The 16804-nt window shown below is 63.3% G+C and carries 12 protein-coding genes; 6 read left to right on the forward strand and 6 right to left on the reverse strand.

Annotated features, from left to right (window positions below; translation table 11 throughout):
* The first annotated feature begins 1 nt into the window (after nt 1).
* A complete protein-coding gene (gene lpdA / locus HJ583_RS05565) occupies nt 2-1426 on the forward strand; it encodes a dihydrolipoyl dehydrogenase (RefSeq protein ID WP_170020975.1) in 1425 nt (474 codons plus the stop codon).
* A gap of 168 nt (nt 1427-1594) precedes the next feature.
* Complete coding sequence (gene zapE, locus HJ583_RS05570; protein WP_170020976.1) at nt 1595-2710, forward strand: cell division protein ZapE; 1116 nt, start codon at nt 1595-1597, stop codon at nt 2708-2710.
* Nucleotides 2711-2735: 25 nt separating this feature from the next.
* Here zapE and HJ583_RS05575 read toward each other — a convergent pair whose 3' ends face one another.
* Entirely contained in the window at nt 2736-4166 is a 1431-nt protein-coding gene (locus HJ583_RS05575; RefSeq protein ID WP_170020977.1) for an alanine/glycine:cation symporter family protein, read from the reverse strand.
* 222 nt (nt 4167-4388) lie between these two features.
* Between HJ583_RS05575 and HJ583_RS05580 the strand changes: the two genes are divergently transcribed.
* Complete coding sequence (locus tag HJ583_RS05580; protein WP_170020978.1) at nt 4389-6065, forward strand: ABC-F family ATP-binding cassette domain-containing protein; 1677 nt, start codon at nt 4389-4391, stop codon at nt 6063-6065.
* A gap of 62 nt (nt 6066-6127) precedes the next feature.
* Here HJ583_RS05580 and ycaO read toward each other — a convergent pair whose 3' ends face one another.
* The gene (gene ycaO / locus HJ583_RS05585) at nt 6128-7849 is read right to left on the reverse strand and encodes a 30S ribosomal protein S12 methylthiotransferase accessory factor YcaO (RefSeq protein ID WP_170020979.1); all 1722 of its coding nucleotides are present in this window, start codon (nt 7847-7849) and stop codon (nt 6128-6130) included.
* Between the two features lie 123 nt (nt 7850-7972).
* Here ycaO and HJ583_RS05590 point away from each other — a divergent pair, with 123 nt between their 5' ends.
* Nucleotides 7973-8767 (forward strand): secretin N-terminal domain-containing protein, encoded by a 795-nt coding sequence (locus HJ583_RS05590; RefSeq protein WP_170020980.1) that lies wholly within the window; start codon nt 7973-7975, stop codon nt 8765-8767.
* Nucleotides 8768-8865: 98 nt separating this feature from the next.
* On the opposite strand, the gene HJ583_RS05595 is transcribed toward HJ583_RS05590, so the two are convergent.
* Entirely contained in the window at nt 8866-9528 is a 663-nt protein-coding gene (locus HJ583_RS05595) for a pyrimidine 5'-nucleotidase (RefSeq protein WP_170020981.1), read from the reverse strand.
* 119 nt (nt 9529-9647) lie between these two features.
* On the opposite strand from HJ583_RS05595, the gene HJ583_RS05600 reads away from it, so the two are divergent.
* Entirely contained in the window at nt 9648-12452 is a 2805-nt protein-coding gene (locus tag HJ583_RS05600; protein WP_170020982.1) for a sensor domain-containing diguanylate cyclase, read from the forward strand.
* 79 nt (nt 12453-12531) lie between these two features.
* On the opposite strand, the gene HJ583_RS05605 is transcribed toward HJ583_RS05600, so the two are convergent.
* The 3 genes from HJ583_RS05605 to bioB form a co-directional block, all read right to left on the reverse strand.
* A complete protein-coding gene (locus HJ583_RS05605) occupies nt 12532-13404 on the reverse strand; it encodes a methyltransferase domain-containing protein (protein WP_170020983.1) in 873 nt (290 codons plus the stop codon).
* 63 nt (nt 13405-13467) lie between these two features.
* Nucleotides 13468-14796, reverse strand: a complete 1329-nt coding sequence (locus HJ583_RS05610; protein ID WP_217423264.1) for a citrate transporter — start codon at nt 14794-14796, stop codon at nt 13468-13470.
* Between the two features lie 213 nt (nt 14797-15009).
* Nucleotides 15010-16002 carry a biotin synthase BioB gene (bioB, locus tag HJ583_RS05615; RefSeq protein WP_170020984.1) on the reverse strand — a complete coding sequence of 331 codons (993 nt, stop codon included), beginning with the start codon at nt 16000-16002 and terminating at the stop codon, nt 15010-15012.
* Between the two features lie 97 nt (nt 16003-16099).
* On the opposite strand from bioB, the gene HJ583_RS05620 reads away from it, so the two are divergent.
* On the forward strand, nt 16100-16777 hold the full coding sequence (locus HJ583_RS05620) for a ComF family protein (RefSeq protein WP_235943702.1): 678 nt from the start codon (nt 16100-16102) through the stop codon (nt 16775-16777).
* The last annotated feature ends 27 nt before the right edge of the window (nt 16778-16804 follow it).

The raw sequence follows: 16804 nt of genomic DNA on the forward strand, positions 1-16804 counted from the left end.
CATGAGCCAAGAATTCGACGTCGTAGTCATCGGTGGTGGTCCCGCCGGTTACGTGGCCGCCATCCGTGCTTCTCAGCTGGGCCTGAAGACCGCCTGCTGTGAATCCGAGGCCTATGCCGACCCCAAGGGTGAGCCGCGTCTGGGCGGCACCTGCCTGAACGTGGGTTGTATTCCGTCCAAGGCCCTGCTGCACTCGTCCGAACTGTACGATCAGGCGACTCACTCGTTTGTCATGCACGGCATCAAGGCCGATAACGTGACCATCGATGTGCCCTCGATGATCAAGCGCAAGGACAATATCGTCACCCAGCTGGTTACCGGCATCAAAGGCCTGTTCAAGAAGTACAAGGTTACCTTCATTCCTGGGCATGGCAGTTTCGTGGCCAATGCGGATGGCAAGTGGCAGGTGAAGATCGGTGAAGAAATCGTGACCGCCACCCACGTCATCGTGGCGACCGGTTCGCACGCGCGCCATCTGCCAGGTATCCCGGTGGACCAGCAATTGGTGGTCGACAACATCGGTGCGCTGAATATCTCCGGCGTACCCAAGCGCCTCGGCGTGATCGGTGCTGGTGTGATCGGCCTCGAAATGAGCTCGGTGTGGAAGCGCCTCGGCTCCGAAGTCACCATCCTCGAAGCTATGCCGGATTTCCTTGCGGCGGCTGATGCCAACGTGGCCAAGGAAGCCTGGAAGATCTTCACCAGCAAGCAAGGCCTGAACATCCAGATGGGTGTGCAGATCAAGGAAGTGACCCCCAAGAAGAAGAGCGTTGTCATCAAGTACGAAAACGATGACGGTGATCAGACCTTGGAAGTCGACAAGCTCATCGTGGCTGTGGGCCGTGTGCCCAACACCGCAGGCCTGAACGCCGAAGCCGTGGGCCTCGCGCTCGACGAGCGCGGCCGGATTGCCGTGGATCACCACTGCGCCACTAATCTGCCGAACGTCTGGGCGGTGGGCGACGTGGTGCCCGGCCCGATGCTGGCGCACAAGGGCATGGAAGAAGGCGTGATGGTGGCTGAGCGTATCGCGGGTCAGGGCACCACCCTGAACCACGACACGATTCCCTGGGTCATCTACACCCATCCGGAAATCGCCTGGGTCGGCAAGACCGAGCAGGAGCTCAAGGCTGGCAACGTGCCCTACAAGCAAGGGCAGATTCCTTTCCTGGCTAACGGGCGCGCGCTCGGTCAGGGTGACACCACCGGCTTCGTCAAGGTGCTGGCGCATGCTGAAACCGACCAGATCCTGGGCGTGCACATCATCGGCACCAATGCCTCCGAATTGATTGCCGAAGCTGTGGTGACCATGGAGTTTGCCGGCGCCGCCGAAGATCTGGCGCGTACCTGCCATGCGCACCCGACCCTGTCGGAAGCCATGCATGAGGCAGCTCTCGCAGTCGACAAGCGTTCTTTGCACTTCTAAAAGATTGCACTGAGCTTAAGCGAAGGGCAAAGGCCAAAACCTTTGCCCTTCTTCGTTTTGCAGTGAAGTTCGCATACATGTCGCCGAACGAGATTTGCAGGAGCCTTCTGTAGCGCTTCCCCTGCACAGAGCAAACCTTCCAGAGGCTGGAATTACCGAGGCAAGAGCATGGACTCACATCAGATCCTCAACGTCCCAGAATTCGGCGTGCGCGATGCCTACGACGCCTTGCTCGGTATGCGCGGCTATAAGGCTGACGCAGCCCAATTGCGCGCGATTTCCCGCTTGCAGCAGCTTTACTCAGAGCTGTTGAGCTTCAAGGCGCAGCGCCGCACGACTTTGCGCAAGCTCTTCATTCATCCGGATCTGCCGCGCAGCGTTTTCATGTGGGGCGGGGTGGGGCGGGGCAAGAGCTTCATCATGGATTGCTTCTTCGACGCCGTCCCCTACAAGCGCAAGCGCCGGGTGCACTTTCATGCCTTCATGCACGAGATGCACGCCCAGTTGCGTGCGCATCAGAACGAGGATGACCCACTCGCCCGGGTGGCCGAAGACATCGCGAAGCAGACGCGCCTGTTGTGCTTCGACGAGTTCCACGTTTCCGACATCGCCGATGCGATGATTCTCGGCCGTCTCTTGCAGGCGCTGTTCGAGCGCGGCGTGGTGTTCGTGATGACCTCCAACTACCCGCCGGATGGACTCTATCCGAACGGTCTGCAGCGCCAGAATTTCCTGCCGACCATTGCTTTGATCAAGCAGCAGTTCGACGTGGTTGAGGTCGATGACGGTACCGACTACCGCCTGCGCAGTCTTGAATCCATGAATATCTTCATTACGCCGGCAGACGAAGCAGCCCAGCGCGAGCTGGCTGGGCACTTTGGCAAGATGGCGGGTACGCCCGGCAGCCCCGGCGAAATCACGGTACTGGAGCGCAAGCTGCCGGTGCGAAGGGTTGCGCCCGGCGTGGTGTGGTTCGATTTCGCTACTTTGTGCGGTGGCCCGCGCTCGCAGAACGATTACCTGGATATCGCCCGCGAATATCACACAGTACTACTGTCGAATGTGCCGGTGATGACCCGGGAACAAGGCAACGAAGCCCGACGTTTCACCTGGCTGATCGATGTGCTCTACGAAGCGCGGGTGAAGCTGATCGTCAGCGCAGCGACTGAGGCCGCCGAGCTCTATCGCGAAGGTCCCAATGCTCAGGAATTTCCGCGTACCGTGTCACGCCTGATCGAGATGCGCTCGCGCGAATATCTGGCCGAGCCGCACCGGGCAGGCTGAACGCCTGTCACGGTACTCGGGGTCTTCAGTCCTCACCGACCCACAGATCAGCGTTCGGCAGCTCTGCTGCAGTGGTCTGGAAGGTCGGTTCCAGGCCTTTCGCCTGCTGTGCTTCGTAATCCTTGAGCGAATCCAGTGCGGGCTTTTGCAGGAACAGGATGGCTACGATATTGAGCCAGGCCATGATGCCTACGCCGATATCGCCCAGCGTCCAGGCCAGATCAGCCGAGCGCACAGCACCATACAGACAGGCGGCCAGCGATGCCGCTTTCAGCACGAACAGCAGCCAGGGACGCCCCACCTTGCGGTTGATGTAGGCCACATTGGTCTCTGCAATGTAGTAGTAAGCGACGATGGTCGTGAAGGCGAAGAAGAACAGCGCTCCGGCCACGAAGATGCTGCCGAAGCCGGGTAGCACGGACTCCACTGCGGCCTGGGTGAAGGCCGGGCCGACTTCGGTGCCGGGTAGGGCGTTTCTCAGCATCGTGCCGTCCAGGCCTTTCACGTTGTAGAGACCGGTAATCAGCAGCATGAAGGCGGTGGCCGAGCAGACGAAGAGCGTATCGACGTAGATCGAGAAGGCCTGCACGATGCCCTGTTTGGCTGGGTGGCTCACTTCCGCCGCCGCCGCCGGGTGCGGGCCGCTGCCCTGGCCGGCTTCGTTGGAGAACACGCCGCGCTTCACGCCCCACTGGATGGCTGAGCCGAGCATGGCCCCGAAGGCGGCGTCGGCCCCGAAGGCGCTGCTGAAGATGAGGGTCAGCACGCCCGGCAGCTTTTCGATGTTGAGGCCGATGACCACGCAGGCGATCAGGATGTAACCGAGCGCCATGAACGGCACCACGATCTCGGCGAAGCGTGCGATGCGTTTTACGCCGCCAAAGATGATCAGGCCCAGCAGCACCACGATGATGGCAGCCGACACTTCCGGCGCAATGCCCAGCGAGTTCTTGAGGCCGGAGGCGATGCTGTTGGCTTGCACGCCCGGCAGCAGGAAGCCCATCGAGATGATGGTGGCGAGTGCGAAGACCCAAGCGTACTTCTTCCAGCCGAGCCCTTTTTCGATGTAATAGGCCGGGCCACCGCGATAAAGGCCGTCGTTCTGTTCCTTGTAGATCTGGCCGAGGGTGGACTCAATGTAAGCCGTGGAGGCGCCGAGGAAAGCCGTCATCCACATCCAGAACACCGCCCCAGGGCCACCGTAGGCGATGGCTGCCGCCACGCCGGCGATGTTGCCGGTGCCTACTCGACCTGAGAGTGACATGGCCAGTGCCTGGAAGGAAGATACGCCGGCGTCCGAGCCTTTACCGTCGAACATCAGGCGGAACATTTCACCGATGTGGCGAACCTGCATGAAACGGGTGCGGACTGAAAAATAGAGGCCCACGCCCAGGCACAGGAAGACCAGGGCTGGGCTCCAGATGATGCTGTTGATCTGATTGACGATGGCTTCCATGTGCGGAACTCCATGACGAGAAGTGTTGAGTGAGCAGACCGGCGCAGGCGTTTGAACAGGCATGCGGAACGGTATGGAAAGCGGTGCATGGTGCCGCAATTTTTGTGCGCAGATCAAGGAATTACGGCGATTTCGTGCGCGCTCATCTCGGGTCTGTGGCTTTTGATGCCTTGGGTGTCTGTGGCGGGGTATCATGCCAGCCCCCCTCGAAGTGCCTTTTCCATGATTTTCGTAAAAAACGTGACGCTGCGCCGTGGCGTCAAGGTCGTGCTCGACCGCGCCTCAGTCAATTTCGCGCCCGGTGAAAAGATCGGTCTGGTTGGCCGCAATGGCGCCGGCAAGTCCTCCTTCTTCGGTCTGCTCAATGGCACGCTGCATGAAGACAGCGGCGAGTTCTCGATTCCCACCCAGTGGCAGATGGCCCAGGTGGCGCAGGACATGCCGGAGACCGAGCAGAGCGCGACCGACTTCGTGATCGAGGGCGACAGCGTGCTGCTTGCTGCACGCGCGGAAGTCGCTGCTGCCGAGGCGAGTGATGACGGCATGGCCATGGCTCATGCCTACATGGCGCTCAACGATGCCGGCGAGCATGATGCGGCTTCGCGCGCCCAGGCCCTGATTCTTGGCCTCGGTTTCTCTACCGCCCAGCTCGATCAGCCGGTGAACAGCTTCTCTGGCGGCTGGCGCATGCGTCTGCAACTGGCGCGCGCCCTGATGTGTCCCTCGGATCTACTGCTGCTGGATGAACCGACCAATCACCTGGATCTGGACGCGCTGGTGTGGCTCGAAGCTTGGCTCAAGCGCTATGCCGGCACCATGGTGGTGATCAGCCACGACCGCGAGTTCCTCGATGCGGTGACCCAGGTGACGGTGCACGTCGACAACGCGAAGCTCGTGCGCTACGGCGGCAACTACAGCCGCTTCGAGGAAATGCGTGCAGAACAGATGCTGCTGCAGCAAGCGGCGCTGGCCAAGCAGGCGGACAAGATTGCCCACCTGCAAAAGTTCATCGACCGCTTCAAGGCCAAAGCCAGCAAGGCCAAGCAGGCACAGAGCCGGGTCAAGGCGCTGGAGCGCATGGAAAAAGTCGCTCCGGTGCTTGCGGACGCGGAATTCACCTTTGAATTCAAGGAACCGAACAATGTGCCGAACCCGATGCTGTCGATGCTGGACGCCAGCTTCGGCTACCCGCCGGCGGAAGACGCGCCCGCTGGCACGCCGCCCACCACCATCGTGCGCAACATCAACCGCTCGGTGCTGGCCGGCCAGCGCATCGGCATCCTGGGTGCCAACGGCCAGGGCAAATCCACCCTGGTGAAGACTGTGGCCCATGCACTCATCCCCACGCATGGCGAGATCAGCGAGGGCAAGGGTCTGAACATCGGCTACTTCGCCCAGCAGGAGCTGGACGTGCTGGATCCCGAAGCGTCGCCCTTGTTGCACATGGTGCGCCTGGCTCAGAGCCTGCCTGCCAATCTAAGGGGCGGGCAGGGGACCGGCGAACAGGCCTTGCGCACCTATCTCGGCACCTTCAATTTCGGCGGCGAGATGGTGCACCAGCCGGTCGGCACCATGAGCGGTGGCGAGAAAGCGCGCCTGGTGCTGTGCATGATCGTGTGGCAGCGCCCCAACCTGTTGCTGCTCGATGAGCCGACCAATCACCTGGATCTCACCACGCGCGATGCACTCGGTGTGGCACTCAATGAGTTTGAGGGCACGGTGATGCTGGTGAGCCACGACCGGGCGTTATTGAGATCCGTGTGCGACGAGTTCTGGCTGGTCTCCAAGGGCCGTGTCGAACCCTTCGACGGCGATCTGGAGGACTACCAGCAGTTCCTGCTCGATGAAGCGCGCCGGGTGCGCGAAGAGGCGGCGGCTGCGCTCAAGAAGGGTAAGTGACAGCGCTGTTGTCGCCCATAAAAAAAGCGCCTTTGGCGCTTTTTTTATGTCTTGAACGCTGCTTACTTCAGCTTCTGCACCTTGGCGTAAGCCTCCAGCAGCTTGCCGTGCATCACGCAGCCCTCCAGATTCATCCCCGCCGAGGGCGTGCCGAAGAAGCGCAGCTCGCCGCTGAGCGTCACCATGGCCAGCTCCAGGGTTTCCTTGCCGTAGAGGCCCAGCAGGGCTTCCATGTAGCGCTCGTCGTCGTCCAGGCGCAGCAGGTTCTCGATGCAGCTATAGACGCGGCGACGCGCCGGGTTGATCTGGGAGAAGTTGCTCACCCACAGCAGGCCCGCGTCCACGGCTTCTTCATCGCCGATGGCGAGTGCCAGCAGGCACTTGAGTTCGCCCACACGCAGGTCGGCCCACAGGCTGTCCGGATCGGCGGCCAGACCGATGAGGGCGGCGACCGGCTTCTGTTCGTCCAGATCGATGTCGTTCAGCGCTTCGAGCAGCTCGGCACATTGCGGCTCGGTGAGGTCCTGCCAGTGCAGGATGCTCGGGCGCAGTTCGTTGCCGATGCTGTTGTTGTCGAAATCAAGCTCGTCCAGCGGGTAGATCTCGGACATGCCCGGCACGATGATGCGGCAGGTATACACGCCTAGATGCGTGAAGTCCGCGATCAGGATGTCGTGACCGGCAGCGTGGATGATGGCGGCGAGGCGCTCGAAATCTTCTGCCGTGCTGCCGGCGAAGTTCCAGTCACAGAAGGCGAAGTCCGGCGTGTTGGCGAGGAAGTTCCAGTGCACCGTGCCGGAGGAGTCCACAAAGTGGATCTCGATGTTGGGCACCGAGGCCACGTCCTCGAGGTCGTGGCTGGCGGCCGGGAAGCCGTCGAGCGCGGCGAGCGCGCGGCCCTGCAGCAGTTCGGTCAGCGCCCGCTCCAGCGCCACTTCGAAGCGCGGATGGGCGCCGAAGCTCACGAATACGCCCTGATCGTGCGGGTTCAGCAGGGTCACGTTGATGACCGGGTATTCGCCGCCGAGCGAGGCGTCACGCACCAGAATGCCGAAACCGGCCTCGCGCAGGCCCTGGATGCCGGCGGCAATGGCCGGGTAGCGGGCAATCACTTCTGCCGGCACTTCCGGCAGGCACAGGCCCTCGCGGATGACCTTGAATTTCACATGGCGCTCAAGGATTTCGGACAGGGCCTGGGCGCGGGCTTCGGTCGGCGTATTGCCGGCCGACATGCCGTTGCTCACGTACAGGTTGGAGATGATGTTGACCGGCATGAACACGGTTTCACCATCGCGCTGGCGCAGGTAGGGAATCGTGCAGATGCCGCGCTCCAGATTGCCGGTGTTCATATCCACCAGGGCTTCGGAGTCGATTTCGCCATCCGGGTTGTATAACGCCTGCAGTTCCGGCGTCAGGATTCCTTCGGGCCATTCCCACTCGTCGTGGGTGGCGAACCATTTTTCCTGCGGATAGTGGGCGAACTGGCCGCTGGCGTTGGCTTCACCGAGGTAGTAGTGCGACCAGAAATAGTTGCAGGAGAGGCGCTCGAAGAACTCGCCGAGGGCGCTGGCGCGGGCGGCGAGCTGGGTCGCACCCTTGCCGTTGGTGTAGAGCAGGGGGCAATCCGCTTCGCGCAGGTGCACCGACCATACGCCTTCCACCGGGTTGAGCCAGCTGTGTTCCTCGGCACGGAAGCCCACTGCGGCAAGCTTGGCCTGCAGGGTGGCGATGGTGGTTTCGAGGGAGGCATCCTTGCCAGGGATGAAGTGTTCGGGAGAATTCATGGCGAGGTGCCGGGTGGAGAGGGGGAGCGCATCATACAGGGCCACACCCCGGGCGTCCGGAAAAGCTCTGTGTCCTAGGGCCTGGCCACCTACAATCGGAATTCCTTTATCCGGAGCTTTGCCATGCTGCGTCTGATTCTTGCACTGCTGTGTTGTGCGTTCGCCCTGCCGCTGGCGGCCCAGCAGCAGATGGAGATCATTGCGCTGCGCCATCGCCTGCCCGAGCAGGTGCTGCCAACCCTGCAGCCCTTGCTGGAGCCTGGTGGCAGCCTGTCGGCCATGAGCGGCAAACTCATTGTGCGCACCACGCCTGCCAATCTGGCCCAATTGCGGCGAGCGCTGGAAGCCATCGATACGCCGGTGCGGCGCTTGCTGATTTCAGTGCGCCAGGGCGGCAGCCAGAGCCGTGAGGAGACTTATGTGGGGGCCGATGGCCGGGTGGTGATCCGCAACGGTGAAGTAGGTGGCGCCGTGCGCGCCGGCGCAGAGGTGGGCAGCCGGGATCGGCGCGAGAACATTGTCTCCCAGGTGCAGACCGTGGAAGACGGCGAGGCCTTCATTCAGCTCGGCCAGTCCGTGCCGCAGCCGGTCACGCAGGTGGTGCAGGGGCCGGGTGGCACGACGGTGACGCGCACCACCCAGTACGTGAGTGCTGGCAGCGGCTTCGCTGCGCGGCCGCGCCTGGCAGGTGACAATGTGACGGTGTCGATCGCACCGCAGAGCCAGCGCATCTCGGGGGGCGGGAGAGTGTCCGGCAGCGGGCTGACGACCACGGTCAGCGGCAAACTCGGGCAGTGGATCCCGCTCGGCGGCATCAACCAGCAGAGCGAAACATCCGGTCATGGGCTGACGAGTTATGAGCGTGGGCGCAGTGAAACGAGCAGTGAGTACTGGATCCGGGTCGAGTCGCTGGACTGAGCGCGGGGGCAAGTCTACTGCGCGACGCAAGCTCGACACTCCGGTGCTCAACGTATCCACATACGTTTCCGCTCCTCATGTCGATCTTGCATCGCTCGCTACGATTTTCCACCCGCGCTGGTTTGGATGCGCCGCAAGCCGCGGCGCAGCTGGCGGGCGTTGCGTAGCTGCAGGTCCACCCATAGCGGGCGCGGCGCGGCATGTGGCGTGATCCACACCGTGCGCATGCCCAGGCAATGTGCCGGGCGCAGGTTCATGGCCGTGTCTTCCACCATGATGCAGCGCGAGGCCGGCACCTTGAGCCGGCGCAGTACGGCGCGATAGGCGCGGATCTGCGGTTTGGGCTGGTAGCCCAGGTCTTCCACGGCGAAGCTGCCATCCATCACATGATCCAGGCCAGTCAGGCGCAGCACCTCGTCGACATAGCTGCGTGGCGCGTTCGAGAAAATGTACTTGCGCCCGGGCAAGCGGCGCAGGCTGGCCAGCAGGGCGCGGTCGAAGACCAGCATGGCGCCCAGATCCGGAAACTGATGGGTGGCGGCGAGGAAATCGGCCGGGCGCTCGGCGTGGTTGCGCACCATGCCGCGCAGGGTGGCGCCGAAGCGGCTCCAGTAATGCATGCGCAGGGCACTGGCCTCTTCGTGGCTGAGGTCGAGGCGACGGGCAAGGTAGGTCGTCATGGCCCGGTTGATGTGCGGAAAGATGTGCACGCCGGCGTTGTGCAGGGTGTTGTCGAGATCGAACAGCCAGACGGGAGTCATGCGCGAGCCTTGCGAAAGTGAGTCCTGATTGTATTGCCCTGTCGGGTTTGTGTGCGGTTGTATGCATAGCGTCTGCCTAGGCTGGAAGCTGGATTCATCCGTCTTCCATGCTGGCTGTCATGAGAACCTTGCTGCATCTGCCCGTACCCGCCATGCCCGCGCTGCTGCGCTGGCGGGCCCTGGTGCCGGCGGTCATTTTTGGCTGCGGGGTGCTGGCCAGTGTCGGGCTGTGGCAGGCCCAGCAGCAGCAGCAGGCGGCCCAGCGCCAGGCTGCGTTTGATTTCCTGCTGAGCAAGTTCGTGCGCCAGCTGGATGCGCACTTTGCTGCTTCAACTCAGGTGCTGCGGGGCGTGGCAGGCTATTTTGCAGCCAGCCGCGAGGTGGATCGCACCGGCTTCCGGCACTACGTGGCAGTACTGCGTCTGGGGGATCGCTATCCCGGCATCCAGGGGGTTGGTTTTGCGCAATTGCTTGCACCGGAGCAACTGGCCCGACACGAGGCCCGGGTGCGTGCCGAGGGGTTTCCGAATTACGGCGTACGCCCGGCAGCTGCGCGCAGCTTCTACACCAGCATCCTGTTTCTGGAGCCTTTTGACTGGCGCAATCAGCGTGCTTTTGGTTTTGACATGTTTACCAATCCGGTGCGTCGGGAGGCCATGGCACGTGCCCGTGATAGCGGACAGGTCGCGCTCTCCGGGCGCGTCCATCTGGAGCAGGAAACCGATGAGGATGTGCAGGCCGGCGTGCTGCTCTATGTGCCGGTTTACCGTGAAGGCGAAGGTGGGCTGGATGTGGCGCAGCGGCGTGAGAGCCTGCAGGGCTGGGCCTTTGCGCCGCTGCGTATGAAAGATCTAGTGGGGCGCCTCTTGGCGCGCGAGTTGCCGGAGCTGCAGACACAACTGGCCCTCGAACTCTACGACAGCGCTACGGCGGATCCGGAGCAGCTCTTGTACCGCTCTGAGCGCTGGGCTGGGGCGAGCAGCGAGCACTATGTCAGCACGCTCACGCTGCAGGTGGCGGGGCGAAGCTGGAGTTTGCGGGCGCACTCACTGCCTGGCTTCGAAGAGGGCGGCAAGGGCTTGCACGGGCGCGGCATGCTGCTCCTCGGCACGCTGGCCAGTGCACTGCTGGCCAGCCTGGTGGGGCTGATCCTCACCAGCCATGTGCGTACCGTCGAAGCCTTGCAGGAAAGTGCCGAGGTTCAGCAACAGCTGAGCCAGAGTCAGGCCGAACTGCAGAGCGTGTTCGACACCTCGGGCGTGGGCATGCTGCAGGTGGATACCTTCGGCGTGGTGCGGCGGGTGAACCAGCGCATGGCCGAGATGTTTGGCCGGGTACGCGAAGGCATGCCGGGCATGCCGTACGAGAATCTGGTGCCGCCAGAAGACCGTGAGCGGGTGCGCCAGCGGATTGCGGAGCTGGTGAGCAGTGAGATGCGCGAGCTCAATATCGAACGGCGCTACTGCCGTGCCGACGGCACAAGTTTCTGGGGCATGCTTTCGGCGCGACGCCTGCTCGATCGGCAGGGCGGCACTATCGGCCTGGTCGGGGTGATCGTGGACATCACCGCGCGGCGCAACGCCGAACTGCGCCTGACGCAATCCGAGCAGCGCTACCGCACGCTCACCGAGAGCATGCAGGATGTGGTGTGGTGCGTGGATCCGGTCGATATGCGAATCACTTATTGCAGCCCCTCGCTGCGGGCGCTGTGCGGCTTCAGCGCTGAGGATGCGCTGTTTGGCGGGTTAGCCATGCTGTTCGGGGCGCGGCGTGCGGAATGGCTGCAGGCGCGCTGGCGCGAGCGCGTGGAGTGCTATCGCCGCGGCGAGGTGGAGGCTGGGCATGCCTGGCTGGATGAACTGGAGCACCTGTGCGCGCTGGGTGAGGCGGTGCCGGTGGAACTGAGCAGTTGTTGCATGGTGGACCCGGAGGGGGGAGCCCTGCTGCTGCGCTGCGTGACGCGCAACATCAGTGAGCGCAAGCGCCATGAGCAGGCTCAGCGCGTGGCAGCGGTAGCTTTCGAGTCGCACGAGAGCATGCTGGTGACCAATGCGGCTGGCGTCATCATCAAGGTGAATCAGGCTTTCTGCGACCTCACCGGCTTCAGTTCCGAGGAGGTGCTCGGCAAGACCCCGCGCTTGCTCCACTCTGGTCGTCACGATGCCGAGTTCTATGCCGAGATGTGGCGCTGCATCAACAACTCCGGCTTCTGGCAGGGCGAGATCTGGAATCGCCACAAGGATGGTCGCGTCTATCCGGTGTGGCTCACCATCACTGCCGTGCGCGACGAGGAAGGGCGTACCACGCATTACGTCGGCAGTTCCTTCGACATTACGCGCCAGGTGCAGCACCAGAGCGAGATCCGTAACCTGGCCTTCTACGACCCGCTCACCGGGCTGGCCAATCGCCGCCTGTTCACCGACCGCCTCGGCCATGCCTTTGCCAAGAGCGGACGCAGCAAGCTCTTCGGTGCCGTGCTCTACATCGATCTGGATCGCTTCAAGGAAGTGAATGACTCTCTGGGCCATGCCGAAGGGGATCGCCTGCTGGAACTGGTGGCTGATCGCATTTCTACCAATGTGCGTGAGGGCGACACGGTGGCCCGCTTTGGCGGGGACGAGTTCGTAGTGTTGCTCGAAGACGTGGGCGAGACCCGCGAAGAGGCGCTGAGCGTGGTGATCGCCGTAGCCGAGAAGCTGCGTCAGGCGCTGGCAACTCCTTACCACCTGCACGGTGCCCAGCCGGGTGAGCATGTGTGCTCGTCGAGCATTGGCGTGGCGGTGTTCCGCGGCTCACAGGAGGAAATGGAGTCGGTGCTGCTGCGCGCGGACCGGGCGCTCTACGCGGCCAAGGACGGAGGGCGCAATGCGGTATGTGTAGGGGAGGGTTGCGAGGAGGAGGAAGGAACCCGTCATCAGGACTGACTCATCGGTTTCTGCCGCCTGTGCCGGAGCGGCACTTGGGCGCTTTCCTGCGCAGCCATTCCCCTGAAGTGTGTAGTTCTCAGCGATGGAACTGGATCACTGCGCGGCCATCTTCGATCTGCTTGGGGGCTGCTTTCCAGGCATGGCCGAAAACCAGCTCCAGGGTGAGGGGAAGGCGACCATCCTGCCGAGTTTGCTCCAGCGCGGCACGGGCGGCTTGCCAGCCTGCCTTGCCGGCGAGGCCACGCGGGCGGTTGGTGGCGGCATTGGTGGCGCCCGCCGCGCGCAGGTCACGGAAGATCGCGTCGGCATCCGGGTAGGTGAGCGTGAGGCGCTGCATGTCCATCACCGGGTCGGCAAAGCCCGCCTGCACCAGGCAATCGCCCAGGTCGTGCATGTCGATGAAGCGATGGACGCGCTCCCCTTTGTCGCTATCGAGCGCGCCGCGCAATTCGCGCAGCGTGTCCGGCCCCAGTGTGGCAAACATCAGCAGGCCGCCCACTTCCAGCACGCGGTGACATTCCTTGATGGCTGGCAGCGGATCGCTCAACCAGCTCAGCAGCAGATTGCTCCACACCAGTTGGGTGCTGGCACGCGCCAGCGGGAGGTGCTGGGCATCGGCGCAGATGAGTTGCGGGCCGGTGCTTTTGCCGAAGAGGCGCTGCAACAGGCCGCGTTGCGGGCGGGCCAGATCGAGCCGGGGCAGGGCGAAGTCCAGTCCGATGCAGGAGGCCTCGGGATAGCGCTGGGCCAGCATGGGCAGATCCGCACCATGGCCGCAGCCCAGATCGAGGATGCGGCTTGGCGTGAGGCGGATGTAATCGAGGCGCTCAGCCATGCGGCTGCTGACTTCGCGGGCGAGAAAATCGCCTTGTGCAGCCTGCGGCGCCGAGGCTGCAAAGCGGCGGCGCAACAGGGCTTGATCGAGGGCGAAATCAGTGGATGTGGGCATGGCGAAAAATGAAAAAGGCGGGCAGCCTGCGCTGCCCGCCTTGAGTTTAATACGCGAGCCGACTCAGTGCTCAGCGGCTGCGGTGCTAGCCGGTGCAACTTCCTTGTGCGGCGCATGCGGATGCCAGCCGACCACGGCCATCATCACGGCGAAACCAACCACATAGGCCAGCACTACATGCCAGCCGTGGCGCAGCCACTTGCCGGCCGAGCGCGCTTCCGGGTACATGTTGGAGAGCGCTACGCCCGCGGAGGAGCCGAACCACAGCATGGAGCCGCCGAAGCCCACGCAGTAGGCCAGTACGCCCCAGTCGAAGCCACCCTGGCGGATCGCCAGTGCGGTGAGCGGGATGTTGTCGAACACCGAGGAGACGAAACCCAGGCCCAGGGCGCTCATCCAGGAGGCCGGCGGCAGGGCTTCGACCGGCATCATTGACGCAATCACGACCAGTGAGAGCAGGAAGACCGAGCCCTTGAAGGTTTCCGGCATCAACTCCCAGTCGTGGCGGCGCACCGGGATGGTAATCAGGATGGCCACCCACACGGCGACGCCGATGAAGGGGAAGCTGTCCGAGATGTCGGCATAGTGAAGGTTCACGATGATGTTGGTGCCCATTGCCAGCAACAGGATGGTGGCAACGATGCCAACGCGAGCCCAATCGATCTTGGTATGGGCGTGAGCATTCTTGAGGATCGGCGAGTAGGCGTGCTGCTGCTTGGCACCGAAGTAGCCAATGATCAGCAGGGCGACACCGGCGGCCACGTAAGCATGCAGCACGTCGGCCGGCGAGATGCCGTCGATCCACATCATGGTGGTGGTGGTATCGCCGACCACGCTGCCCGAGCCACCGGCATTCGAGGCGGCTACGATGGCGGCTAGGTAGCCGATGTGCACTTTGCCCTTGAACAGCTGGTGAGCCATCGCACCGCCGATCAATGCAGCCGCGATGTTGTCGAGGAAGCTGGAGAGTACGAAGACCATTACCAGCATCACGAAGCCGCCCTTCCAGTCGTCCGGCAGGTATTTGGGTAGCACCACCGGCACATGGCTCTTCTCGAAGTGGCGGGCGAGCAGGGCGAAGCCCATCAAGAGGCACAGCAGATTGGCCAGGGTGACCCATTCATGCGCCAGATGTAGGCCCAGCCCTGCGAAGCCGGCGCCGAACTTGAAGCCGGTGAACACCAGCTTGTAGACGGTAACGGTCGCCAGCCCGCTGAGCGCGACTTGCAATGTGTAGTGGTGGAAGAGGGCCACGCCGAGCAGGGTGGCGGCGAAAATGAAGAACTCCAGTGGGATGCCGGCAATGGCCGGGCCGCCAGCCGCGAAAGCAGCAGGCGAGGCCAGCAACAGGGCCAGTGGCGAGAGAAGGCGTGACAGCTTTGACTTGAGCATGATGGACACGGGTGACTGGAAGGTAGGCGGAGTACAGCAAAAACGGGGCCTGCTGCAGTTTTCTCGCTGATGGCGTGCAATGGCGGGCTTCCAGCGCGCGGCCGGAAGCGTTTCATTGTCGTTATTGTCGTGATCGCGACATTCTAGGGGCTGCGTGAAGCATTCCCCAAGCTGAGGTTATCCGCAGTGTACGTCAGGCTTTGCTTGTGCTTGTCAGACAGCCTGAATGCCTAGTCTGGCAAACAAACCTGCGTCGCGATCCGCGTCCGGGTTGTCCGTCGTGAGCAGGCGGTCACCCGAGAAGATCGAATTGGCGCCGGCGAGGTAACACAGGGCCTGGGTTTCGTCGCTCATCTGCTGGCGGCCGGCCGAGAGGCGCACATAGCTTGTCGGCATGGTGATGCGGGCGACCGCGATGGTGCGCACGAATTCGATCGGGTCCAGCGCCGGCACTTCGGCCAGCGGCGTGCCAGCAATTGGCACTAGGCCATTGATTGGCACCGATTCTGGCGCCGGATTCAGGTTGGCGAGCTGGGCGATCAGCACGGCGCGGGCGCGGCGGTTTTCACCGAGGCCGACGATGCCACCGGCACAGACCTTGATGCCCTGGCTGCGCACCTTGTCGATGGTGTCCAGGCGGTCATCGATGGTGTGGGTGGTGACGATCTCGGAGTAGAACTCGCGGGCCGTGTCCAGATTATGGTTGTAGTAATCCAGCCCAGCCGCTTTCAGGCGTTCGGCCTGGCCATCCTTGAGCATGCCGAGGGTCACACAGGTTTCGAGGCCCAGCTTCTTCACCTCGCTGACCATCTCCAGCACCGGCTCCAGATCCTTTTCCTTCGGGCTGCGCCAGGCGGCGCCCATGCAGAAGCGGCTGGCGCCCTTGTCCTTGGCGGCCTGGGCCATTTTCAGTACTTCCTCGAGACTCATCAGCGGCTCGGCTTCGAGACCGGTCTTGTAGCGCTTCGATTGCGAGCAGTAGCTGCAGTCTTCCGAGCAGCCGCCGGTCTTGATGGACAGAAGGGTCGAGCGCTGCACGGCGTTGGCATCGAAGTGCTTACGATGCACTTCCTGAGCGCGGAAGATCAGGTCGGCAAAGGGCAGCTCGAACAGTTCGGCCACCGCATCCGTGCTCCATTCTCCTTCGCGGACTTCGGCGGAACGATGAAAGGAGATCTTGTGCTCGGCGGGGGAACAGGAATTCATGGGGCTGACCTTCGTGAAAACAGCCGGCGATGATCCGGGAGAAGTCGCAGGCTTGTCAAACCGCATCATCCATGCGGCAAGGTACGGATCAAGTGTCTTGCGCGGCTTGTGGCCGCAGACCTGCTTCGTGTGCGGGGAGCGGGCGGGGCGGCAGCCGCTGTGCCCGGCCTGTGCGGCGCAGGTGCGCGCTTTGCCGGCTCCGGGCTGCCCCTGCTGCGCCTTGCCGATGCCTGTCGCGGGCGTGCTGTGCGGGCGCTGCCAGCGCCGTCCGCCGCATTTTGATGCCACCCATGCGCCCTTCATCTACAGCCATCCGCTGCGTGAAATGGTGCTGGCGCTCAAGCATGGCCAAGGCTTTGGCCTCACGGGCTGGATGGTGCAGGCGCTGGCCGGCGCAGGCCGGGGCGTAGCGGCGGATTGCCTGCTGCCGATGCCCTTGCATCGCCGGCGCCTGGCCGAGCGTGGCTTCAATCAGGCCATGGAACTGGCGCGCGGGCTTGGCCGCGAACTGGGGCTGCCAGTGCGGGCACAGGTCCTGTTGCGGGATGTGGATACGCGCCAGCTGGCCGGCTTGCGGCAGCGCGAGCGGCGCCGCTGCGTGCGCGGTGCCTTCCGCTGCGTGGCGGATCTGAGCGGGCTGCATGTGCTGGTGGTGGATGACGTAATGACCAGCGGCGCTACGCTGGACGAAGTGGCTCGCAGCCTCAAGCAGGCCGGCGCGGCCCGGGTGACGAATCTGGTGCTGGCCAGAACGCTCAGGGAGCGGCCGGACTGAGCAAGGCCCACTCAGCCGCTTTTGCCT

The organism is Uliginosibacterium aquaticum (assembly GCF_012972705.2).
Lineage (GTDB): Bacteria > Pseudomonadota > Gammaproteobacteria > Burkholderiales > Rhodocyclaceae > Uliginosibacterium > Uliginosibacterium aquaticum.